Origin of the sequence: Mycolicibacterium canariasense (assembly GCF_002101555.1) — a bacterium.
GTDB lineage: Bacteria > Actinomycetota > Actinomycetes > Mycobacteriales > Mycobacteriaceae > Mycobacterium > Mycobacterium canariasense.
Window position 1 is genome coordinate 246790 of record NZ_LQOL01000042.1, and the last position, 18280, is coordinate 265069.

At 68.2% G+C, this 18280-nt stretch carries 19 protein-coding genes; 10 read left to right on the top strand and 9 right to left on the bottom strand.

Features of this window, described 5'->3' with window-relative positions:
- The first annotated feature begins 7 nt into the window (after nucleotides 1–7).
- The 3 genes from AWB94_RS10445 to AWB94_RS10455 all read left to right on the top strand — a co-directional run bounded on the left by AWB94_RS10445 (nucleotide 8) and on the right by AWB94_RS10455 (nucleotide 4267).
- Nucleotides 8–1534 carry a Re/Si-specific NAD(P)(+) transhydrogenase subunit alpha gene (locus AWB94_RS10445; RefSeq protein WP_062660402.1) on the top strand — a complete coding sequence of 509 codons (1527 nt, stop codon included), beginning with the start codon at nucleotides 8–10 and terminating at the stop codon, nucleotides 1532–1534.
- A 1-nt stretch (nucleotide 1535) separates the two neighbouring features.
- Nucleotides 1536–2957 (top strand): Re/Si-specific NAD(P)(+) transhydrogenase subunit beta, encoded by a 1422-nt coding sequence (pntB, locus tag AWB94_RS10450; protein ID WP_062660403.1) that lies wholly within the window; start codon nucleotides 1536–1538, stop codon nucleotides 2955–2957.
- Between the two features lie 170 nt (nucleotides 2958–3127).
- The gene (locus tag AWB94_RS10455; RefSeq protein WP_062660404.1) at nucleotides 3128–4267 is read left to right on the top strand and encodes an acyl-CoA dehydrogenase family protein; all 1140 of its coding nucleotides are present in this window, start codon (nucleotides 3128–3130) and stop codon (nucleotides 4265–4267) included.
- On the opposite strand, the gene AWB94_RS10460 is transcribed toward AWB94_RS10455, so the two are convergent.
- A complete protein-coding gene (locus AWB94_RS10460) occupies nucleotides 4231–4677 on the bottom strand; it encodes a MarR family winged helix-turn-helix transcriptional regulator (RefSeq protein WP_062660405.1) in 447 nt (148 codons plus the stop codon). The genes AWB94_RS10455 and AWB94_RS10460 overlap by 37 nt on opposite strands.
- Before the next feature lie 44 nt (nucleotides 4678–4721).
- Between AWB94_RS10460 and AWB94_RS10465 the strand changes: the two genes are divergently transcribed.
- On the top strand, nucleotides 4722–5405 hold the full coding sequence (locus AWB94_RS10465) for a class I SAM-dependent methyltransferase (protein ID WP_062660406.1): 684 nt from the start codon (nucleotides 4722–4724) through the stop codon (nucleotides 5403–5405).
- On the opposite strand, the gene AWB94_RS10470 is transcribed toward AWB94_RS10465, so the two are convergent.
- Both AWB94_RS10470 and AWB94_RS10475 read right to left on the bottom strand, forming a co-directional pair.
- The gene (locus tag AWB94_RS10470; RefSeq protein ID WP_062660407.1) at nucleotides 5396–6604 is read right to left on the bottom strand and encodes a sensor histidine kinase; all 1209 of its coding nucleotides are present in this window, start codon (nucleotides 6602–6604) and stop codon (nucleotides 5396–5398) included. The two genes, AWB94_RS10465 and AWB94_RS10470, sit on opposite strands and share 10 nt — an antisense overlap.
- Before the next feature lies 1 nt (nucleotide 6605).
- Complete coding sequence (locus AWB94_RS10475) at nucleotides 6606–7253, bottom strand: response regulator (protein ID WP_062660408.1); 648 nt, start codon at nucleotides 7251–7253, stop codon at nucleotides 6606–6608.
- Between the two features lie 86 nt (nucleotides 7254–7339).
- On the opposite strand from AWB94_RS10475, the gene AWB94_RS10480 reads away from it, so the two are divergent.
- From AWB94_RS10480 to AWB94_RS10495, 4 genes are all read left to right on the top strand, one after another.
- Entirely contained in the window at nucleotides 7340–8221 is an 882-nt protein-coding gene (locus tag AWB94_RS10480) for a LysR family transcriptional regulator (protein ID WP_062660409.1), read from the top strand.
- A 46-nt stretch (nucleotides 8222–8267) separates the two neighbouring features.
- Nucleotides 8268–9482 (top strand): MFS transporter, encoded by a 1215-nt coding sequence (locus AWB94_RS10485; protein WP_234811685.1) that lies wholly within the window; start codon nucleotides 8268–8270, stop codon nucleotides 9480–9482.
- A 61-nt stretch (nucleotides 9483–9543) separates the two neighbouring features.
- Nucleotides 9544–10809 (top strand): acyl-CoA dehydrogenase family protein, encoded by a 1266-nt coding sequence (locus tag AWB94_RS10490; RefSeq protein ID WP_062660410.1) that lies wholly within the window; start codon nucleotides 9544–9546, stop codon nucleotides 10807–10809.
- A gap of 13 nt (nucleotides 10810–10822) precedes the next feature.
- A complete protein-coding gene (locus AWB94_RS10495) occupies nucleotides 10823–11608 on the top strand; it encodes a tyrosine-protein phosphatase (RefSeq protein WP_062660411.1) in 786 nt (261 codons plus the stop codon).
- Nucleotides 11609–11633: 25 nt separating this feature from the next.
- Here AWB94_RS10495 and AWB94_RS10500 read toward each other — a convergent pair whose 3' ends face one another.
- From AWB94_RS10500 to AWB94_RS10510, 3 genes are read right to left on the bottom strand one after another with little or no spacing between them, the layout of a single operon-like run.
- Nucleotides 11634–12116 carry a DUF456 domain-containing protein gene (locus AWB94_RS10500; RefSeq protein WP_062660412.1) on the bottom strand — a complete coding sequence of 161 codons (483 nt, stop codon included), beginning with the start codon at nucleotides 12114–12116 and terminating at the stop codon, nucleotides 11634–11636.
- Nucleotides 12113–13078 carry an NADPH:quinone oxidoreductase family protein gene (locus AWB94_RS10505; protein WP_062660413.1) on the bottom strand — a complete coding sequence of 322 codons (966 nt, stop codon included), beginning with the start codon at nucleotides 13076–13078 and terminating at the stop codon, nucleotides 12113–12115. The genes AWB94_RS10500 and AWB94_RS10505 overlap by 4 nt, the downstream gene beginning before the upstream one ends.
- The gene (locus AWB94_RS10510; protein ID WP_024453488.1) at nucleotides 13075–13938 is read right to left on the bottom strand and encodes an SDR family oxidoreductase; all 864 of its coding nucleotides are present in this window, start codon (nucleotides 13936–13938) and stop codon (nucleotides 13075–13077) included. The genes AWB94_RS10505 and AWB94_RS10510 overlap by 4 nt, the downstream gene beginning before the upstream one ends.
- Nucleotides 13939–14149: 211 nt before the next feature.
- On the opposite strand from AWB94_RS10510, the gene AWB94_RS35090 reads away from it, so the two are divergent.
- Nucleotides 14150–14317 carry a hypothetical protein gene (locus AWB94_RS35090; RefSeq protein WP_165605440.1) on the top strand — a complete coding sequence of 56 codons (168 nt, stop codon included), beginning with the start codon at nucleotides 14150–14152 and terminating at the stop codon, nucleotides 14315–14317.
- A gap of 47 nt (nucleotides 14318–14364) precedes the next feature.
- Here the strand turns inward: AWB94_RS35090 and AWB94_RS10515 are convergent, their stop codons facing one another.
- The 3 genes from AWB94_RS10515 to AWB94_RS10525 form a co-directional block, all read right to left on the bottom strand.
- The gene (locus tag AWB94_RS10515; protein ID WP_062660414.1) at nucleotides 14365–15774 is read right to left on the bottom strand and encodes an aldehyde dehydrogenase family protein; all 1410 of its coding nucleotides are present in this window, start codon (nucleotides 15772–15774) and stop codon (nucleotides 14365–14367) included.
- A gap of 73 nt (nucleotides 15775–15847) precedes the next feature.
- Nucleotides 15848–16816 carry a class I SAM-dependent methyltransferase gene (locus AWB94_RS10520; RefSeq protein ID WP_062660488.1) on the bottom strand — a complete coding sequence of 323 codons (969 nt, stop codon included), beginning with the start codon at nucleotides 16814–16816 and terminating at the stop codon, nucleotides 15848–15850.
- Between the two features lie 90 nt (nucleotides 16817–16906).
- Complete coding sequence (locus tag AWB94_RS10525) at nucleotides 16907–17542, bottom strand: TetR/AcrR family transcriptional regulator (protein WP_036399467.1); 636 nt, start codon at nucleotides 17540–17542, stop codon at nucleotides 16907–16909.
- 159 nt (nucleotides 17543–17701) lie between these two features.
- Between AWB94_RS10525 and AWB94_RS10530 the strand changes: the two genes are divergently transcribed.
- A complete protein-coding gene (locus AWB94_RS10530; RefSeq protein ID WP_024453484.1) occupies nucleotides 17702–18268 on the top strand; it encodes a TetR/AcrR family transcriptional regulator in 567 nt (188 codons plus the stop codon).
- Nucleotides 18269–18280 lie beyond the last annotated feature (12 nt).

Below are 18280 nucleotides of genomic sequence, written 5' to 3' on the forward strand. Positions count from 1 at the left end.
TCTTCCGATGATCATCGCGATACCGCGCGAGTCTCTACCGGGTGAGACGCGCGTCGCCGCCACACCGCAAACCGTCGGGCAGATCATCAAGCTGGGCTACTCCGTAGTGGTCGAGCCCGGCGCAGGCGCCGCCTCCAGCTTCTCCGATGCGGCATATGTCGAGGCCGGCGCCGAAATCGGCGATCCCTGGCAGGCCGATGTGGTGTTGAAGGTGAACGCACCGACCGACGCCGAGATCACCGCGCTGCGCGACGGGGCGACGCTCGTCAGCCTCATCTCGCCGGCACTGAATCCCGAATTGGTCGAGAAGCTGTCCGCCCGGCCCATCACGGTGCTGGCCATGGACGCGGTGCCGCGCATCTCGCGGGCCCAGTCGCTGGACGTGCTGTCCTCGATGGCCAACATCGCCGGGTACCGCGCCGTCGTCGAGGCCGCGCACGCCTTCGGCCGGTTCTTCACCGGCCAGGTGACCGCCGCGGGCAAGGTGCCGCCGGCCAAGGTGCTGGTGGTGGGCGCCGGGGTTGCCGGCCTGGCCGCGATCGGCGCCGCGGGCAGCCTGGGTGCCATCGTGCGGGCCACCGATCCACGGCCGGAGGTCGCCGATCAGGTCGCCTCGCTGGGCGGGGAGTACCTGTCCGTGGCGAACGAGAAGGCCGAAGTGTCGGCCACCGGCTATGCCAAGGAGATGGACGACGACTACAAGGCCCGCGAGGCGGCGCTGTACGCCGAGCAGTGCAAGGACGTCGACATCATCATCACCACCGCGTTGATCCCGGGCCGTCCCGCGCCGCGGATCATCACCGCCGAGATGGTGGCTTCGATGAAGCCCGGCAGTGTGGTCGTCGACATGGCGGCGGCCAACGGCGGCAATGTCGAGGGCACGGTGAAGGACCAGGCCGTCGTCACCGACAACGGCGTGACGATCATCGGCTACACCGACCTGGCCGGCCGGCTGCCCGCCCAGGCCTCCCAGCTGTACGGCACCAACCTGGTCAACCTGCTCAAGCTGCTCACCCCGGAGAAGGACGGGCAGCTGGCACTCGACTGGGACGACGTCGTCCAGCGCTCGGTGACCGTCGTGCGCGACGGACAGACCACCTGGCCGCCGCCACCGGTGCAGGTCTCGGCCGCCCCCGCGGCCGCCGCAGCAGCCGCCCCGGTCGAGGCACCGAAGGCCAAGGAGCCGATGTCGACCGGCCGCCGGTTGGGGTTGAGTTTCGGGGTGGCCGCGGCGCTGTTCGTGTTGATCGCGATCTCGCCGGTGGCCCTGCAGGTGCACCTGACGGTCTTCGCGTTGGCGATCGTGATCGGCTACTACGTGATCGGCCACGTGCACCACGCGCTGCACACCCCGCTGATGTCGGTCACCAACGCCATCTCCGGCATCATCGTCGTCGGCGCGCTGCTGCAGATCGGGCACGGTGACGTGGTTGTCACCGCCCTGTCGGCGGCGGCCATCCTGCTCGCCAGCATCAACGTCTTCGGTGGCTTCGCGGTGACACGCCGCATGCTGGCGATGTTCTCGAGGAGCTAACGTGTTCACCGTTGAAACCGCCGCCACGGCGGCGTACGTCGTTGCCGCGCTGCTGTTCATCCTGGCGCTGGCCGGACTGTCCAAGCATGAAACATCAAAGGCCGGAAACACTTTCGGCATGGCCGGGATGGCCGTCGCGCTGATCGCGACCATCGCCCTGGCGCTGGACCGGCGCATCGAACCACTCGGGCTCGGGCTGCTGGTGGGCGCCATGGCCATCGGCGCGGCGATCGGTCTATGGCGGGCCCGGGTGGTCGAGATGACCGGGATGCCCGAGCTGATCGCGTTGCTGCACAGCTTCGTCGGTCTGGCCGCGGTGCTGGTCGGCTGGAATGGCTACCTGCATGTCGAGGCCGACGCCGCGGGTGCCGAAGCCGCGCACCTGGCCGGCGAGGGCATGCTCGGCATCCACTCGGCCGAGGTGTTCGTCGGCGTGTTCATCGGTGCGGTGACGTTCACCGGCTCGATCGTCGCCAACCTCAAGCTGTCGGCGCGGATCAAGTCGGCCCCGCTGATGCTGCCCGGCAAGAACTTCCTCAACGTCGGTGCGCTGGTGCTGTTCTTCGCGCTGACGGTGTGGTTCGTCATCTCCCCGCAGCTGTGGTTGCTCATCGTGGTCACCGCGCTCGCGCTGTTGCTGGGCTGGCATCTGGTGGCGTCCATCGGCGGCGGTGACATGCCCGTAGTGGTGTCGATGCTCAACAGCTACTCCGGTTGGGCCGCGGCCGCGTCGGGCTTCCTGCTGTCCAACGACCTGCTGATCATCACCGGCGCACTGGTGGGGTCCTCCGGCGCGTATCTGTCCTACATCATGTGCAAGGCGATGAACCGCTCGTTCATCTCCGTGATCGCCGGTGGTTTCGGGATCGAGGCGGGGCCGGCCGAAGACAAGGACTACGGCGAGCACCGGGAGATCACCGCCGAGGGCGCGGCCGAACTGCTGGGCTCGGCGGAGTCGGTGATCATCACCCCCGGGTACGGCATGGCCGTGGCGCAGGCCCAGTACGGCGTGGCCGACCTGACCCGCAAGCTACGCGAGCGCGGGGTCAACGTGCGGTTCGGCATCCACCCCGTCGCAGGCCGGCTGCCCGGCCACATGAACGTGCTGCTGGCCGAGGCCAAGGTGCCCTACGACATCGTGCTGGAGATGGACGAGATCAACGACGACTTCCCCGAGACCTCGGTGGTGCTCGTCATCGGCGCCAACGACACCGTCAACCCGGCGGCGTCGGAGGACCCGGGCTCACCGATCGCCGGCATGCCGGTGCTGACGGTGTGGAACGCCGAGAACGTCATCGTGTTCAAGCGGTCCATGGCGTCCGGCTATGCCGGGGTGCAGAACCCGCTGTTCTTCCGGGAGAACACCCAGATGCTGTTCGGCGATGCGCGGGACCGGGTCAACGACATTCTCGCCGCGCTGTAAGCGCGCATCCAGCCTGAGCGCTGTAAGCGCGCATCCAGCCTGAGCGCTGTAAGCGCGCATCCGGCCTGAGCGCTGTAAGCGCGTAGACAGCCTCAGCGCTACGGTTTCCCGCCGGGCGGACACCGGGGGCTAGGTTGTGTCCCCTCGCGGCGAAACTAGGATATGCAACTATGCCGGTCGACCGTCTCCTGCCCTCCGTCGAAGCGCAGGAACTCCTCGCGCTGACCCGCGATATCGCCGACAAGGTGCTCGACCCGATCGTCGACGCTCACGAGAAGGCCGAGACCTACCCCGACGGCGTTTTCGCCCAACTGGGTGCGGCCGGACTGCTCAGCCTGCCCCAGCCCGAGGAATGGGGTGGTGGCGGCCAGCCCTACGAGGTGTATCTGCAGGTGCTCGAGGAGATCGCCGCGCGGTGGGCGGCCATCGGCGTCGCGGTCAGCGTGCACAGCCTGTCCTCGCACGCGCTGCTGGCCTTCGGTACCGACGAGCAGAAGCAGCGCTGGCTACCCGGCATGCTCTCCGGCACGCAGATCGGCGCCTATAGCCTGTCCGAACCACAGGCGGGCTCCGACGCGGCCGCGCTGCGCTGCGCGGCGGTGCGCGACGGCGACGGCTATGTCCTCAACGGCTCCAAGGCGTGGATCACCCACGGCGGCAAGGCGGATTTCTACACGCTGTTCGCCCGCACCGGCGAGGGCTCGAAAGGCGTGTCCTGCTTTCTGATTCCGGGCGACGCCGAGGGCCTGTCCTTCGGCAAGCCCGAGGAGAAGATGGGCCTGCACGCGGTGCCGACCACGTCGGCGTTCTACGACAACGTGCGCGTGGACGCCGACCGGTTGATCGGCGCCGAGGGCCAGGGGCTGCCGATCGCGTTCTCCGCACTCGACTCCGGGCGGCTCGGCATCGCGGCGGTGGCCGTCGGTATCGCGCAGGCCGCGCTCGACGAGGCCGTGCGCTACGCCAACGAGCGAACGACGTTCGGCCGCAAGATCATCGATCATCAGGGATTGGGCTTTCTGCTGGCCGATATGGCCGCCGCGGTGGCCGGCGCGCGGGCCACCTATCTGGACGCGGCGCGCCGGCGCGACCTGGGGCTGCCCTACTCCGCGCAGGCCAGCGTGGCCAAGCTGCTCGCGACCGATGCCGCGATGAAGGTGACCACCGACGCCGTGCAGGTGTTCGGCGGCGTCGGCTACACGCGTGACTTCCGGGTGGAGCGCTATATGCGCGAAGCCAAGATCACCCAGATCTTCGAGGGCACCAACCAGATTCAGCGGCTGGTGATCGCCCGCGGGCTGACGTCCTGACCGGCGATCGCGGCCAGCATCCTGCGGAATTCCCGGCGCTGGGAGGTATCGAGCGCCGCGAGAACCTTCGCCTCCGCGGCACGTACCGCGGGCATGGAGTCATCGAGCAGGCGCTGCGCCGCGGCGGTCACCTGGCATGGGAGAGATCTGCCGCGGGCCGCCTTGGCCGGCCTGTGCACCAACCCGGCCGATTCCAGAGCGGCCAGCGTGGTGTTCATGGTCTGCGGTGTCACCTCGAAGATCCTGGCCAGCTCGGCGTTGGTCAGGCCGGGCGTCTCGCGCAACACCCGCAAGCAGACGAATTCGGCAAGCGTCAGCTCGAATTGCTGTAGCACCATGCTCATCTCGGCCCGCAGCCGCGCACTCACCCGATAGATCAGCGGCCCGAGCAGCTGGTTGTTCTGCGGCATGCATATCAGCATCTCATATATCAGAAATACTGATATAAAGGAGTATGTCCAATGCGCAGAACTACGACTTCGATACCGTCTACCGCGGTGAGAGCCCCGTGTTCGGCGGCGCTCGGCCCGCCTGGAGCATCGGCCGGCCACAGCCGGAGCTGGCCGCCCTGATCGACGCCGGCCAGGTGCGCGGGCCGGTCCTGGATGCCGGTTGCGGCGAGGCCGCGCTGTCCCTGGAGCTGGCGGCCCGTGGCTATCAGACCGTGGGTATCGACCTGTCTGCCAAGGCGATCGCATTGGCCGAGGCAGAAGCACGGCGACGCGGCTTGAGCACCGCGGAGTTCCGGGTGGCCGATATCACCGACCTGCACGGCTATGACGACCACTTCGCGACCATCGTCGACAGCGCGCTCTTGCACTCGATGCCCGTCGCGCTACGGCCGGGATACCTGGCGTCCACCGCACGCGCCGCCGCTCCCGGCGCGCGCTTCTTCATCCTGGTCTTCGACCGCTCCGCCACGCCGACCGGCCCCGATGATCCGGTCGCCCCGGTCACCGCCGAAGAGCTGATCGATGCGGTGTCGCCGTACTGGACGATCGATGATGTCCGCCCGGCCCGTCATTTCTGCCGGATGCCCGATCCCGTCCCGGACTCGTTCGCCGGCATCGAGTTCCGCGACGAGTACGACGGGCTCAGCTCGGTCGGGGCATGGTTGCTGTCGGCACATCACGACTGACCCGGCACCAGCGGACTCGGGGCCTCGGCAGGTTCGGGCGGCGAGGACACCGTCACCGTGGTCCCGCGCCCGGGCGCCGAGTCGACATCCATCACCCCACCCATCGCGTCCACCCGGGCCAGCAACGACGCCAACCCGATATGGCCGGCCGCCAGCCGGTCGGCCACCAGGGACGGTTCGAAGCCGACACCGTCGTCGGACACCGTGAGCACCACCCGCTCCCGCACCCGCGCCAGTCGCACCGACACCGTCGTCGCGCGCGCATGCTTGCCGATGTTGACCAACAGCTCACGCGCGGCCCGGTACATCAGCGCCTCGGACTCCGGCTTTCCCACCTCCTGCAGATCGGTGCGGACCTCGCACTGGTTGCGAGATTCGAACTGGCGCAACAGCTCTCGCACACCGGCCGTCAGACCGAGCTGCGCCAGCACCTGCGGATGCAATTCGGTGACGGTGGAGCGCAACTGCTTGGCGGTGTCCTGCAGGGCGGCGTGCACCGCATCCAGCGCGGGATCGGGCAATCGCTCCCGCACCTCGTCGAGTTCCATCCGGGCGGCCAGCAGGGTCTGCAGCGGGCCGTCGTGCAGGTTCTCGGCCACTTCGCGGTTGTGCCGTTCGTCGGCCTGCATCGCCTCCGACACCAGCTGACGTCGCACCTCCAGCAGCGCCTTGACCCGGGCCGAACGCCGGGACAGCACAAGACATAACGCGGTGGTGGCCACGGCCAGCCACAGCAGGAACCCGAAGTGGGTGTACACCATGTTCGGCAATCCGATGCGGTCGTCACGCTTGGAGTAGACGATCCACACCGACAGATACGCAGCGGCAGTGAGGGTTCCGATGATCCCGGTCATCCACGGACGGTCCTGGAAGGCCACCGAGATGGGCAGCAGGAAGAACACCGGCAACAGCGCCGCCGTCGCACCGCCGGACACCAGACACAGCACCACGATGACGAGCACGTCGACACCGGTGGATGCCCAGTCCGCCCACCGCGGCAGCGGTCCGCGCAGCGCCACCACCAGCCACACCACGGCGGCGACCGCGTAGGCGCCCAACACCCCCGCGTAGAGGCCCGGCAACCAGTGGTCGACCTCCCAGATCCACACCAGCACGGCGATCAGCGCGATCAGCGGCAGCCGCAGCACCGCCGAGACCCGCACCGGTTCGGCCGAGAAGAAGGCGACGACGCCCGTCATGTCAGTCGAGCAGCTTGCGGCGCATCGCTTCGGCCACCGCGGCGGCCCGGTCGCCCACGCCGAGTTTCTCGTAGAGCCGCTGCACGTGTGTCTTGACCGTCGACGGGGCCAAGTACAGCTCCTTGGCCATCGCCGGGATGCTCAGCCCGCGGGCGATCATCGCGAGCACCTCCCGCTCGCGGGCGGACAGGGCCGGCACATCGGGCTCGTTGCGGCGCCGGATCTCGCCGGCCAACGACGCGGCCAGCGCGGGCGCGATGACATCGCGGCCCCGGGCACAGTCGAGCACCGCACTGACCAACTCACCGCGGGTGGACTCCTTGGACAAGAACCCGGCCGCGCCGTCCTGCAGGGCCTTGTACACGATGGCCGATTCGTCGTGCGCCGAGATCAGCAACACCCGGGTGGGCAGCCCGTCGCGGGTCACCGCGGCGGCCACCGCCGAACCGTCCATGGTGGGCATCCGGTAATCCAGCAGCGCCACCGCCGGTCTGTGGGTGCGGATCGCCTCCAGTGCGGCCGCCCCGTCCTCGGCCTCGGCGACCACGTCGATCGAGCCGCTGGCCACCAGCGCACGCACCACCCCGTCGCGAAACATCGGATGGTCGTCGCCGACCACCACCCGCACCTTCTGCGCCGAGTCCTGCATGCGAGTCAGCTTGTCACAGTGGGCCGGTGCCGACACGCCGAACCAAAAGGCCTGTTTGTGGTGCTCCGGCCGGAAGAGTCACCGGTATGGACGTTGACGACCTGCACTGGTTCGTCGTGCTGGCCGAGACCGAACACGTCACCGACGCGGCGGCCGAACTCGGTATCAGCCAGCCGACGTTGTCCCGCGCGCTGGCCCGGCTGGAGGCCCAGGTCGGTGCGCCGCTGTTCGACCGGGTCAACCGACGGCTCCAGCTCAACGCCTACGGCCGGATCATGCTGGAGCACGCTCGCCGTGCCCTTACCGAAATACGCTCGGCCACAGAGCACATCGCCGCGCTGCGTGACCCAGAGACCGGCCTGGTGCGGCTGGCGTTCCTGCATTCCCAGGCCGGCGGGTTCGTCCCGGAGCTGTTACGCCGCTTCCGCGACGATGCACCCCAGGTACAGTTCGACCTGTTCCAGGGGGCCGCGCACGATATCGCCGAACGGCTGGCCGACGGTGAGTCCGACCTCGCCATCACCTCGCCCCGCCCGCCGGGGCTGCCGTGGCGCGGGCTGTACGTCGAGCGGCTGTGCCTGGCGGTGCCACGGGCGCATCCGTTCGCGCGACGCACCCGCATCCGGTTGGCTGATGCGGGCGACGAACCGTTCGTCGGCCTGGCGCCGGGGTTCGGGTTGCGTCAGCTCACCGACGAACTGTGTGCGGAGGCGGGGATCGATCCGCCCATCGTCTTCGAGGCCATGGAGATCCCGACGATGGAGGGGCTGGTCGCCGCCGGGTTCGGGGTGGCCGTCGTCCCCGTGCCTCGACCGCAACGCGCCGAACCCGGCGCGGCCTACATTCCGCTCACCGAGGCCGCCGCCAAGCGGCAGATCGGTCTCACCTGGAACGACGCCCGTGAGATACCGCCCGCGGCGGCCCGACTGATCGACTTCATCATTCATAACCGTCATGAACTCTCCTAAATTCATGCATTGGACACATCGATTCACGAGTCCTACCGTCGACTGAGTGACCGCATCCCTGACCTCGACGGGCTGGCAGGGACATCCGCGTGGTTCGGCGGACTACCGCCGACTGCTCGCCGCCCTGTTCTGCGCGGGTGTCGCGACCTTCGCCCAGCTGTACTCACCACAGGCGGTGTTGCCGCTGATCGCCACCGACCTCGGCACCGGCGCCGCGCACGCCGCACTCACCGTGTCGGCCGCCACGGTGGGCCTCGCCCTCGGCGTGATCCCGTGGTCGGTGCTCGCCGACCGGATCGGCCGGGTGCAGGCGATGACCATATCCGTCACGGCGGCAACGGTTCTCGGGCTCCTCGTACCGTTCGCCCCGACGGCCGCGTTGTTGCTCGGCGGCAGGCTGATCGAGGGGCTGATGCTCGGTGGTGTGCCGGCCGTCGCCATCGCGTACCTGACCGAAGAGATCGCGTCGGGCCATGCCGCCCGCGCCGCGGGCACCTATGTGGCCGGCACCACGATCGGCGGGCTGAGCGGACGACTGGTCACCGGACCGATCGCCCAATACGTCGGGTGGCGCGCCGGTGTCCTCACGGTCGCGGTGCTGTGCGCCGTGGCCGCAACGGCTTTCGTCAAACTGGCCCCGCGTGCCCGCGGCTTCACCCCGTCCCGCAGCAGCGATCTGGGCCGCAAACTGCTGACGAACCTGCGCTCACCGCGGCAGCTGGTGCTGTTCGCCCAGGGCTTCCTGCTGATGGGCGGCTTCGTCGCGATGTACAACTTCCTCGGCTTCCGGCTGGTGGCGGCACCGTTTCACCTCCCGCAGACGGTGGTCAGCCTGGTGTTCCTGGCCTACCTCGCCGGCACCTGGGCCTCGGCGCGCGCCGGCGCCGAGGCCGGACGGTTCGGCCGCCGCCGCGTGCTGCTGGCCTCGACCGCGACGATGATCGTCGGCACCGCAATCACCCTCAGCGACAACGTCTTCGCCGTGCTGGCCGGCCTGGTACTGGCCACCGCCGGATTCTTCGGTGCGCATTCGATCGCCTCGGGCTGGGTGGGCGTCGCGACGGCCGACGGCAAGGCGCAGGCATCGTCGCTCTACAACCTCTGCTACTACGCCGGGTCCAGCGTCGTCGGATGGTTCGGCGGCGTGGCCTTCGACACCGCCGGCTGGCCCGCCGTGGCGGGCACCGTCATCGGTCTGGCCGTCGTTTCGGGGGCCCTCGCGATGACACTGCGCACCAGCTCGGTGCCGCAACCGCGCTAGCGCTCGACGGATTCCCCGACACCTTTCCACTTGTCTAACCAGGTGGCATATCGTGACGGTCATGGACTTCGCGATGTCTGCCAAGGCGGCCGATTACCACCAGCGGCTTTCCGATTTCATGGTCGAGCACGTATTCCCGGCCGAGGCCTCCTATCACGAGTATCGCGACGAGAAGGGTCCTAAGGATCACACGGTGCCGCCCGTGGTCGAAGAGCTCAAGGTCAAGGCCCGCGCGGCCGGGCTGTGGAACCTGTTCCTGCCGTCGGAGTCCGGGCTGACCAACCTGGAGTACGCGCCGCTGGCCGAGCTCTCGGGCTGGAGCATGGAGATCGCCCCCGAAGTGCTCAACTGTGCCGCGCCGGACACCGGCAACATGGAAACCCTGCACCTGTTCGGCAACGAGACGCAGCGCAAGCAGTGGCTGCAACCGCTGCTCGACGGCGAGATCCGGTCGGCCTTCGCCATGACCGAACCCGCCGTGGCCTCCAGCGACGCCCGCAATATCGAGACCACCATGCTGCGCGACGGATCCGACTACGTCATCAACGGGCGCAAGTGGTGGATCACCGGTGCCGCCGATCCGCGCTGCAAGATCCTCATCGTGATGGGCCGCACCAACCCCGAGGCCGCATCGCATGCCCAGCAGTCGATGATCCTGGTCCCCGCCGACACCCCCGGCGTGGACATCCGCCGCTCGCTGCCGGTGTTCGGCTGGCAGGACCAGCACGGGCACTGCGAGATCGTCTTCGACAACGTCCGGGTGCCGGCGGAGAATCTGCTGCACGAGGAGGGCAGCGGGTTCGCGATCGCCCAGGCCCGGCTGGGACCGGGCCGCATCCACCACTGCATGCGGGCGCTCGGCGCGGCCGAGCGGGCGCTGGCGCTGATGGTCGACCGGGTGCAGAAACGCGTCGCCTTCGGTAAGCCGTTGGCCGAGCAGGGCGTGGTGCGTGAGGCGATCGCCACATCCCGCAACGAGATCGACCAGGCCCGGCTGCTGTGCGAGAAGGCCGCCTGGACCATCGACCAGCACGGCAACAAGGCCGCCCACGTCCTGGTCTCCCAGATCAAGTCGGTGGCCCCCCAGGTGGCCTGCGATGTGTTGGACCGGGCCATCCAGGTGCACGGCGGGGCGGGGGTCTCCGACGACTTCCCGTTGGCCCGGCTGTACGCCTGGCATCGCGCCATGCGGCTGTTCGACGGGCCCGACGAGGTGCACATGCGGACCATCGCCCGGGCCGAGCTGGGCCGGGAGAAATCGGCGCTGGCGACGGCGGCGTGCCGCCCATCGGAACCGGCGGCGTGCCGCCCATCGGAGCGGGCGTGACACAGTAGGAACCGTGGAACTCTCGGGCGCCTGGAACTTTCGCGATGTCGCCGAGCAGACCGGGGTCCGTCCCGGCCTGCTCTACCGTGCGAGCGAGCTGAGCAAGCTGACCGACGAGGGCGGCCGGCGGCTCGTGGAACTGGGCATCGCGAACGTCGCCGATCTGCGGTCGCACCGGGAGGTCCAGCGGCGCGGCCCCGGGCATGTGCCCAGCGGCGTCGAGATCCACCTGCTGCCGTTCCATTTCGACGACGACAGCGAGCAGGACGCCCCGCACGAGTCGACGTTCCAGCGGGTGATGTCGGAGTCGCCCGCCGACGAGGACGTCACCGAGTCGGCCAAGCGCTACATGGCCGAGGTGTACGAGGAGTTCCCGGCGCTTCCGGGCGCCCAAACCGCGGTGCGTCAGGTCATCTCGCTGCTGGCGGATGGTAAGCCGGTGCTGGCGCACTGCTTCGCGGGTAAGGACCGCACCGGGTTCACCGTGGCGACGGTGCTGGAGGCGGTGGGTGTCGACCGCGACGCCATCGTGGGCGACTTCCTGCGCAGCAATGACGCCATCCCCGCGTTGCGGGAGCGGATCCTGGAGCAGGTGCGGGCCCGTGCCGGCGAAGCCGCCGAGGTGATCACCTTCGCCGAGGCCAGACTGACCGACGAGGTACTCGGCGTGCGTGCGGAGTACCTGGAGGCGGCGTGGCGGGTCCGCGACGAGAAGTACGGGTCGCTCGGTGGTTTCCTGGACGTCGCCGAGGTGACGCACGAACAGCGCGACCGGCTCCGCGCGGCCCTGCGGGCGTGATTCGAAGCGCTTTTCCGCGCCGACATCACCACAACAGCACGGCGGCGGCCCAGGTGATCGTCGCGAGCAGTGCCCCGGTGAACTCCACGCCGACCGACAGCGCGACGCCTTTGAGCGCGTGCACCGTCGACGCCCACGCGCGGCGCTGATCCCGCCGCTTGGCCAATTCGGCCAGGTACACCCCGCCGACGAAGCCGAGAACCAGGCCGAGCACAGGGATCACGAAGAAGCCGATCACGCCGAGCACCGCACCGGCCACCAGGCTCCAGGTGCTCACCTGGGCCTGCCGCATCCGTCGCACCGGCCACGTGTACTTGACCACCTCGGCGGTGACGAACATTGCCGCGGCGATACCGAGGGTCACCCATCCGACGGTCGTGCGTTCGACCAGGGCCCACACCGTGATGGCGGCGAACACCAACAGCCCGCCGGGCAGGATCGGTATCACGATGCCGGCCAAGCCGACGGCGATGACCAGTGCGACGAGGACGAGCCCGAGTGTGCTCACGGCACCAGGACGAGCTTGCCCTTGACCTTCCCGTCGGCAAGCTCCTGCAGCGCCACCGCACCATCGGCCAGCGGGTAGGTCACCGGCGCCGGTGGACGCAGCCCGGCGGCCACCAGCTCGGCCAGGCCGGCCCCGACCTCGGCCTGCGCGCCCGGGGAGCGGCGCAGGAACTCCCCCCAGCCGACACCCACCACGCTGACGTTGCGCAGCAGCAACCGGTTCACCTTGACCGTCGGAATACCTTGTCCGGCAGCGAATCCGATGACCAGCAGCCGACCCTCCGGGGCCAGCACCCGGATCGCGTCGTCGAACGCGTCACCGCCGACGGGGTCCACCACCACGTCCACGCCACGGCCTTCCGTGGCGTCCAGCACGGCCTGCTTCCAGCCCTCGGTCAGGGGCAGCACCACGTCGGCGCCGATGCCGGACACGAAGTCCAGGGCTTCGGGACGGTGCACCAGCGCCACCACCCGGGCGCCGAGCGCCTTGGCGATCTGGATGCCGGCCACGCCGATCCCACCGGCCGACCCGAGCACCAGCACCGTCTCCCCCGCCCGCAGCGCGGCACGGCGCTGCAAAGCGAAGTACATGGTGTAGTAGTTGCCCAGCAGGGCGGCGGCCGAGATGTCGTCCACTCCGTCGGGGGTCGGCACCACACCAGCGGGTGCCACCGTCACCCGTTCGGCATAGCCGCCGAGCATCGTGAACGCCGAAACACGCTGACCGGCAACGAACCCCGATGACGAGGGGGCCGACCGCACGGTGCCGGCCACCTCCATCCCCGGGATGAACGGCGGCTCCAGGCGCAGTTGGTATTCGCCGCGCAACAGCAGCAGATCCGGGAAGCACACCCCGGCCGCGCCGACGTCGACGATCACGGCGTCACCGGGCACCGGATCGTCGACGTCGGTGTAGGCCAGGCCGTCGGTACCGGTCAGCGCCTGTGCGACAAGGGCTTTCATCCGAGCTTGAAGCTCGCCGCCTGCGCCGCGGACAGGTCGGTGATCTCGCCCCACTTGGCGGCGATATCGTCCACCGAGGGCACCTCGGTGAAGGTGACGCCGTCGTTCTGGAACAGCGCGGTGCGCTGCACCTTGCCGCCGCCGACGATGAACACCGAGTCGGTGTCGGGCAGTTCCTCGGTCATCAGGTAGGCCACCACCGGTGCGACGTACTCCGGGGTGAGCTTCTCGAACACCTCCGGGGGCAGGATGTCCTGGGTCATCCGGGTGGCCGCGATCGGCGCGACCGCGTTGGTCTTGATGTTGTACTTGGCGCCTTCCTGGGCCAGCGTGTTGATCAGGCCGACCAGGCCCAGCTTGGCGGCGCCGTAGTTGGCCTGACCGAAATTGCCGAACAGCCCGCTGGTGGAGGTGGCGACCACCACCCGGCCGAAGCTCTGCTCACGGAAGTGCGGCCAGGCCGCGCGGATGACGTTGTAGCCGCCGTACAGGTGCACCTTGAGCACCGCATCCCAGTTCTCGTACGTCATCTTGTGGAAGGTGCCGTCGCGCAGGATGCCTGCGTTGCTCACCACGCCGTCGACCTTGCCGAACTCGTCGATCGCGGTCTTGATGATGTTCTCGGCGCCCTCGGGTTCGGCGACGCTGTCGTAGTTGGCGACGGCGCGGCCGCCGGCCTCCTTGATCTCGGCGACCACCTGGTCGGCCATGTTGTGTCCGGCGCCGGTGCCGTCCCGGGAACCACCGAGATCGTTGACCACGACACTGGCGCCCTCACGGGCCAGCGTCAACGCGTACTCACGGCCCAATCCGCCACCGGCTCCGGTGACGACGACAACGCGATCCTGCACTCCGGGCATGGGATTCCTCTCCATCGAGTTTCGTTTCAGCCGAGCTTCAGTCTTCTGTATACGGCGGTCGGTTCGGTGCCGGTGAACCGGGTCCGCCGACGGGTGGTTCCTGCCAACCGTCGATCAATCGCTGCCATCGGGATTACCTCGCTGACCTGTGCGTTTTACCAATCAGACCGGAGCGAGACGCTCCGATACGGATCAAGGAAGAGGCAGCATCATGAAGAAGTTCTCCATCGCAGGAATCATCGCCGGCGGCCTGACGGCAGCGGTCCTGGGTCTGGCGGCCCCGGCGTCGGCCGATATCAGCCACCACGACTGGATCTACGACATCCAGCCGCACGCGACGGCCCCGCAGGTCGACAACACGGTTCATCAGAGCCACTGAACCGGCGAAATCGGGGGCTTCCCAAGGGAAGCCCCCTTTTTCGTGCATCAGAAGATCTTTCGCGCCAGTTTCCAGGCCTTCTCGGTGTAGGGCGGGTAGATCAGCTTGCCCAGATCGGGCCTGGTGGGCTTGGTCAGTACCGACTTGCGGTGGCTGAACTCCTCGAATCCGAAGCGCCCGTGGTACGCCCCGATGCCGGACGGCCCGACGCCACCGAACGGCAGCCGGGTGGTGGCGAAATGGAAGATCAGGTGGTTGACCACCATGCCGCCGGCCGACACCTCCCGGATCACCCGTTCGCGGGTGTCCTTGGACTTGGTGAACAGGTAGGCGGCCAGCGGCTTGTCTCGCGCGTTGACGAATGCGATTGCCTCGTCCAGGTTTTGGACCGTCACGATGGGCAGGATCGGTCCGAAGATCTCGTCGGTCATCAGCGGCTCGTCCAGCGCAGGGTCGACGACGACGGTCGGGTCGATCTCCAGCGCCGCCGCATCCGACCCGCCGCCGAGCACCACGTCACCGGTGGTGGCGGCGACCGCCGTGGTGAGCCGGTCGAAGTGGCGGCCGTTGACGATGCGCTTGCCGCCGGTGGCATCGGCCTCGAACGCCGTGACCGCCTGCGTGATCCGCTCGACCAGTTCGTCACGGATGCTGGCGTCGGCCAGCACGTAGTCGGGGGCGATGCAGATCTGGCCGGAGTTGATCAGTTTGGTCCAGGCGATGCGCTTGGCGGCCACCTCGATATCGGCGTCGGCGGCGACGATCACCGGGCTCTTGCCACCCAATTCCAGGGTCACCGGGGTGAGATGCGCGGCCGCCAGTTGGTACACCTTGCGCCCGGTCTCGGTGCCGCCGGTGAAGCACAGCTTGTCGAAGCCCTGCTCGATGAGTTCCTTACTGACCGCCGCGTCGCCCTCGACGACGGCGACGGCGCGCGGGTCCAGATACCGCGGTACCAGCTGCGCCATCAACGCCGACGACGCCGGGGCCAGCTCCGAGGGTTTGACGACGACGGCGTTGCCGGCGGCCAGCGCACCGACCGCCGGTCCCAGCGTCAGGGCGAACGGGAAGTTCCACGCACCGATGATCAGGACCGTGCCGAACGGCTCGTATTCGATCCAGCCGCGCCCGGGCAGCTGGGAGAACTCCAGCCTGCGGTATTTGCGCCGGGTCCACTTGCCGATGTTCTCGGCCGCGTCGGCGGCCTCGGCGGCCACGCTGGCGACGTCGGCGAGCCAAGCCTCGAACGGCTTGCGGCCCAGGTCCTGGTGCAGCGCCGCGGCGATCGCGGCTTCGTTGTCGACCACTAGCCGTTCCAACCCCAGCAGCTGCTGCCGCCGCCATTGCACGTCGCGGGTGCGGCCGGTGGCAAACGCCGCACGGACATCGGCGACGATCGCGCGGATATCGGGGGAAGCGACCGGGCCGGCCTCCGGCGTCGCATCGGTTGTGGTCACGGCGGGCGTCCTTCCACATGAGGGTTGCCCGCATACTAACCATTTGGTTGGGCGTCCAGAAGGCCCAAATCGACTATTGCCGCACCGCGGTGACGAAGTAGGAGAACGCGTCGTCGCCGGGCGTATCGGGTCCGCTCGGCAGCGCCCACCGCCCCAGCCTGCGCATCTCGTCGGCCGACTTCACGGCGGCGCTGTCCCAGCCGTGGTCGGCCAGCCACACCGCGACATCGGCCCGGTCCGGGTCGTTGTACATCAGCTCCGCCACATCGAGACCGTCGTCCATCCCGAACTTCTCCCGGATGGCGTCGAAGCGGGCCTTCATCTCGGCGCGGCGTTCCTGCGCCTGGATGGGCGCGGTCTCCACGGCGATCCGGCTGCCCGCCGCACTGAGTTCGGTGACCTGGGCGAACAGTCGGTCCTGGGCATCGGCCGGCAGGTACATCAGCAGGCCCTCCGCGAGCCAGGCCGTCGGTTCGTTCACCTGGAATCCGGCCTGCACCAAGGCTTTCGGCCAGTCGTGCCGAAGATCGACGGGCACCTCGCGGCGCTGCGCCGACGGAGCGACACCGTGTTCGGCCAGCACCGTCGCCTTGTATTCGAGAACCTTCGGCTGGTCGATCTCGAACACCGTGGTGCCGGCCGGCCAGTCCAGTCGGTACGCGCGCGAATCCAGTCCGGAGGCCAGGATGACGATCTGGCGTACCCCGGCGTCGGCGGCAGGGGCTGAATTGCCGTCTCCGACAGCGGCCAGAAAGAACTCGTCGAAGAACTTGGTGCGCACGGCCTGGTAGCTGCCCATATGGGTGAAGATGGCGGCCGCTTCGGCATCGATTTCGGCGGCTTTGGCGACGAAGTCCCGGTCCAGCATGAAGTTCCAGACACCGGCGCCGGTGCCGTCGACCAGCATCCTGGCGTACGGATCGCTGATGAGCGGGTTCTCGGCCTCGGTTTCGGCAGCGCGCGCCGCCGCGACCATGACGGCGGTGGTTCCCACACTGGTCGCGATGTCCCAGGTGTCGTCGTGCGTGCGCAGTGAGCTCATGTGGCGATCCGTTCGGTCGAGCGGCTGACGGCAGTCGTCCGCCATGCTACCGAACAAGTTAGGTTAGCTATGCGCTGGCGATGCTGACAGCTATCGGTTCAGCGTCCACAACTTGTTAGCCAACAGCAGCTCGAACTTTTCGATAACGCGTTCCAGATCTTCGTACGAGCCGACGTACCCGGCGTAGAAGCCCATCCCCCACATCACCGCGACCAGCAACTCGACCAGCGTCTCCACGTCGGTATCGGTGATTAGCTCGCCGCTGTCGACGGCCTCCTGCACCGCCCACGAGACGAACGCTCGTGAGCTGGTCAGGGAGTCGTGCGGCTCCTGGATGAGCTCGGGGTGGCGCTGCGATTCCAGAACCGAGGTCACCAGGAACGCCGCCACCGACCGGTCCCTGTTGTCGGTTTGCATGACGACCGAGAAAAATGTCGACAACCTGGCCAGAAGTGTGCGCTGGGCCTTGGCTTTCTCGAATCCGGCACCCACCACCATCGCGTTGGTCTGCTCGATGACCTCGCGGTAGAGCACCCGCTTACTCTCGAAGTAGTGGTTGATCGCGGGCCTGGTCAGATCGGATCGGATGGCGATGGCCTGGAAAGTCGCCGCGTCGTAACCGAGTTCGCTGAAGACCTCGCGCGCAGCCTGCAGGATGCGCTCACGAGTATCCGCAGCCTTGGCTGCGGGCGGGCGACCCGGTCCTCTGCTGGCTATATGCGGCACAGTCAAATTGTGCCACAGATTACCCGCCTCACTACGACTATCATGGCGCCGAAGTTATCTAGACCCCAGATTCAGCAAACGTCCAGACGCGTAGCTCCGGGCGCCGGGCCGGCTCGACCGGGCCAACGGGGTGGATCGATCGAACTAAGGTGTCCAACCATGGCAGGCGTCGTGTCGAGGGATTCCTATTTCGAGACGGGTATCGAGATCCTGTCCGATCTAGGCTACGGCGGTCTGAAGCTGGCCGAGGTATGTCAGCGCCTCGGCGTCACCACCGGGTCGTTCTACCACTACTTCACCAGCTGGTCGGCCTACACCCAAGCGCTCGTCGAGCACTGGATGCGGGTCAAGACCACCCAGATCATCGAGGCGGCCCGCGGGGAGCGCGATCCTCGGCGCCGGATCGGCAACCTGGTCGAGGTGGCGCTGGCCCTGCCGCACGGTGCCGAGGCGGCGATCCGGGTGTGGAGCTCCATCGATCCGACCGTCGGCGCGGTGCAGAAGGCGGTCGACCAGCAGCGGTTCGACATCATGAAGGAATCGGCGTTCGAGATCCTGCAGCACGAGCGGCAGGCGCATGTGTTCGCCATCGCCGCGGTGTATCTGCTGACCGGTTACGAACAGGCGTCGCTGCCTCGGGATTTCGGCGACCTGCGCTGGTTGGCCGACCAGCTGCTCGACGGCCTGGACTCCGGCATGTTCGGCAGCGTCCCCGAGCGTCCCTGACCGTCTAACATC

Coding starts and splice junctions, on each gene's coding strand:
- AWB94_RS10480 (WP_062660409.1), top strand. CDS start 7,340: ATGGACGTTGACGACCTGCACTGGTTCGTCGTGCTGGCCGAGACCGAA.
- AWB94_RS35090 (WP_165605440.1), top strand. CDS start 14,150: ATGAAGAAGTTCTCCATCGCAGGAATCATCGCCGGCGGCCTGACGGCA.
- AWB94_RS10465 (WP_062660406.1), top strand. CDS start 4,722: ATGTCCAATGCGCAGAACTACGACTTCGATACCGTCTACCGCGGTGAG.
- AWB94_RS10455 (WP_062660404.1), top strand. CDS start 3,128: ATGCCGGTCGACCGTCTCCTGCCCTCCGTCGAAGCGCAGGAACTCCTC.
- AWB94_RS10470 (WP_062660407.1), bottom strand. CDS start 6,604: ATGACGGGCGTCGTCGCCTTCTTCTCGGCCGAACCGGTGCGGGTCTCG.
- AWB94_RS10475 (WP_062660408.1), bottom strand. CDS start 7,253: ATGCAGGACTCGGCGCAGAAGGTGCGGGTGGTGGTCGGCGACGACCAT.
- AWB94_RS10520 (WP_062660488.1), bottom strand. CDS start 16,816: ATGAGCTCACTGCGCACGCACGACGACACCTGGGACATCGCGACCAGT.
- AWB94_RS10490 (WP_062660410.1), top strand. CDS start 9,544: ATGGACTTCGCGATGTCTGCCAAGGCGGCCGATTACCACCAGCGGCTT.
- AWB94_RS10460 (WP_062660405.1), bottom strand. CDS start 4,677: ATGCCGCAGAACAACCAGCTGCTCGGGCCGCTGATCTATCGGGTGAGT.
- AWB94_RS10530 (WP_024453484.1), top strand. CDS start 17,702: ATGGCAGGCGTCGTGTCGAGGGATTCCTATTTCGAGACGGGTATCGAG.
- AWB94_RS10445 (WP_062660402.1), top strand. CDS start 8: ATGATCATCGCGATACCGCGCGAGTCTCTACCGGGTGAGACGCGCGTC.
- AWB94_RS10510 (WP_024453488.1), bottom strand. CDS start 13,938: ATGCCCGGAGTGCAGGATCGCGTTGTCGTCGTCACCGGAGCCGGTGGC.
- AWB94_RS10505 (WP_062660413.1), bottom strand. CDS start 13,078: ATGAAAGCCCTTGTCGCACAGGCGCTGACCGGTACCGACGGCCTGGCC.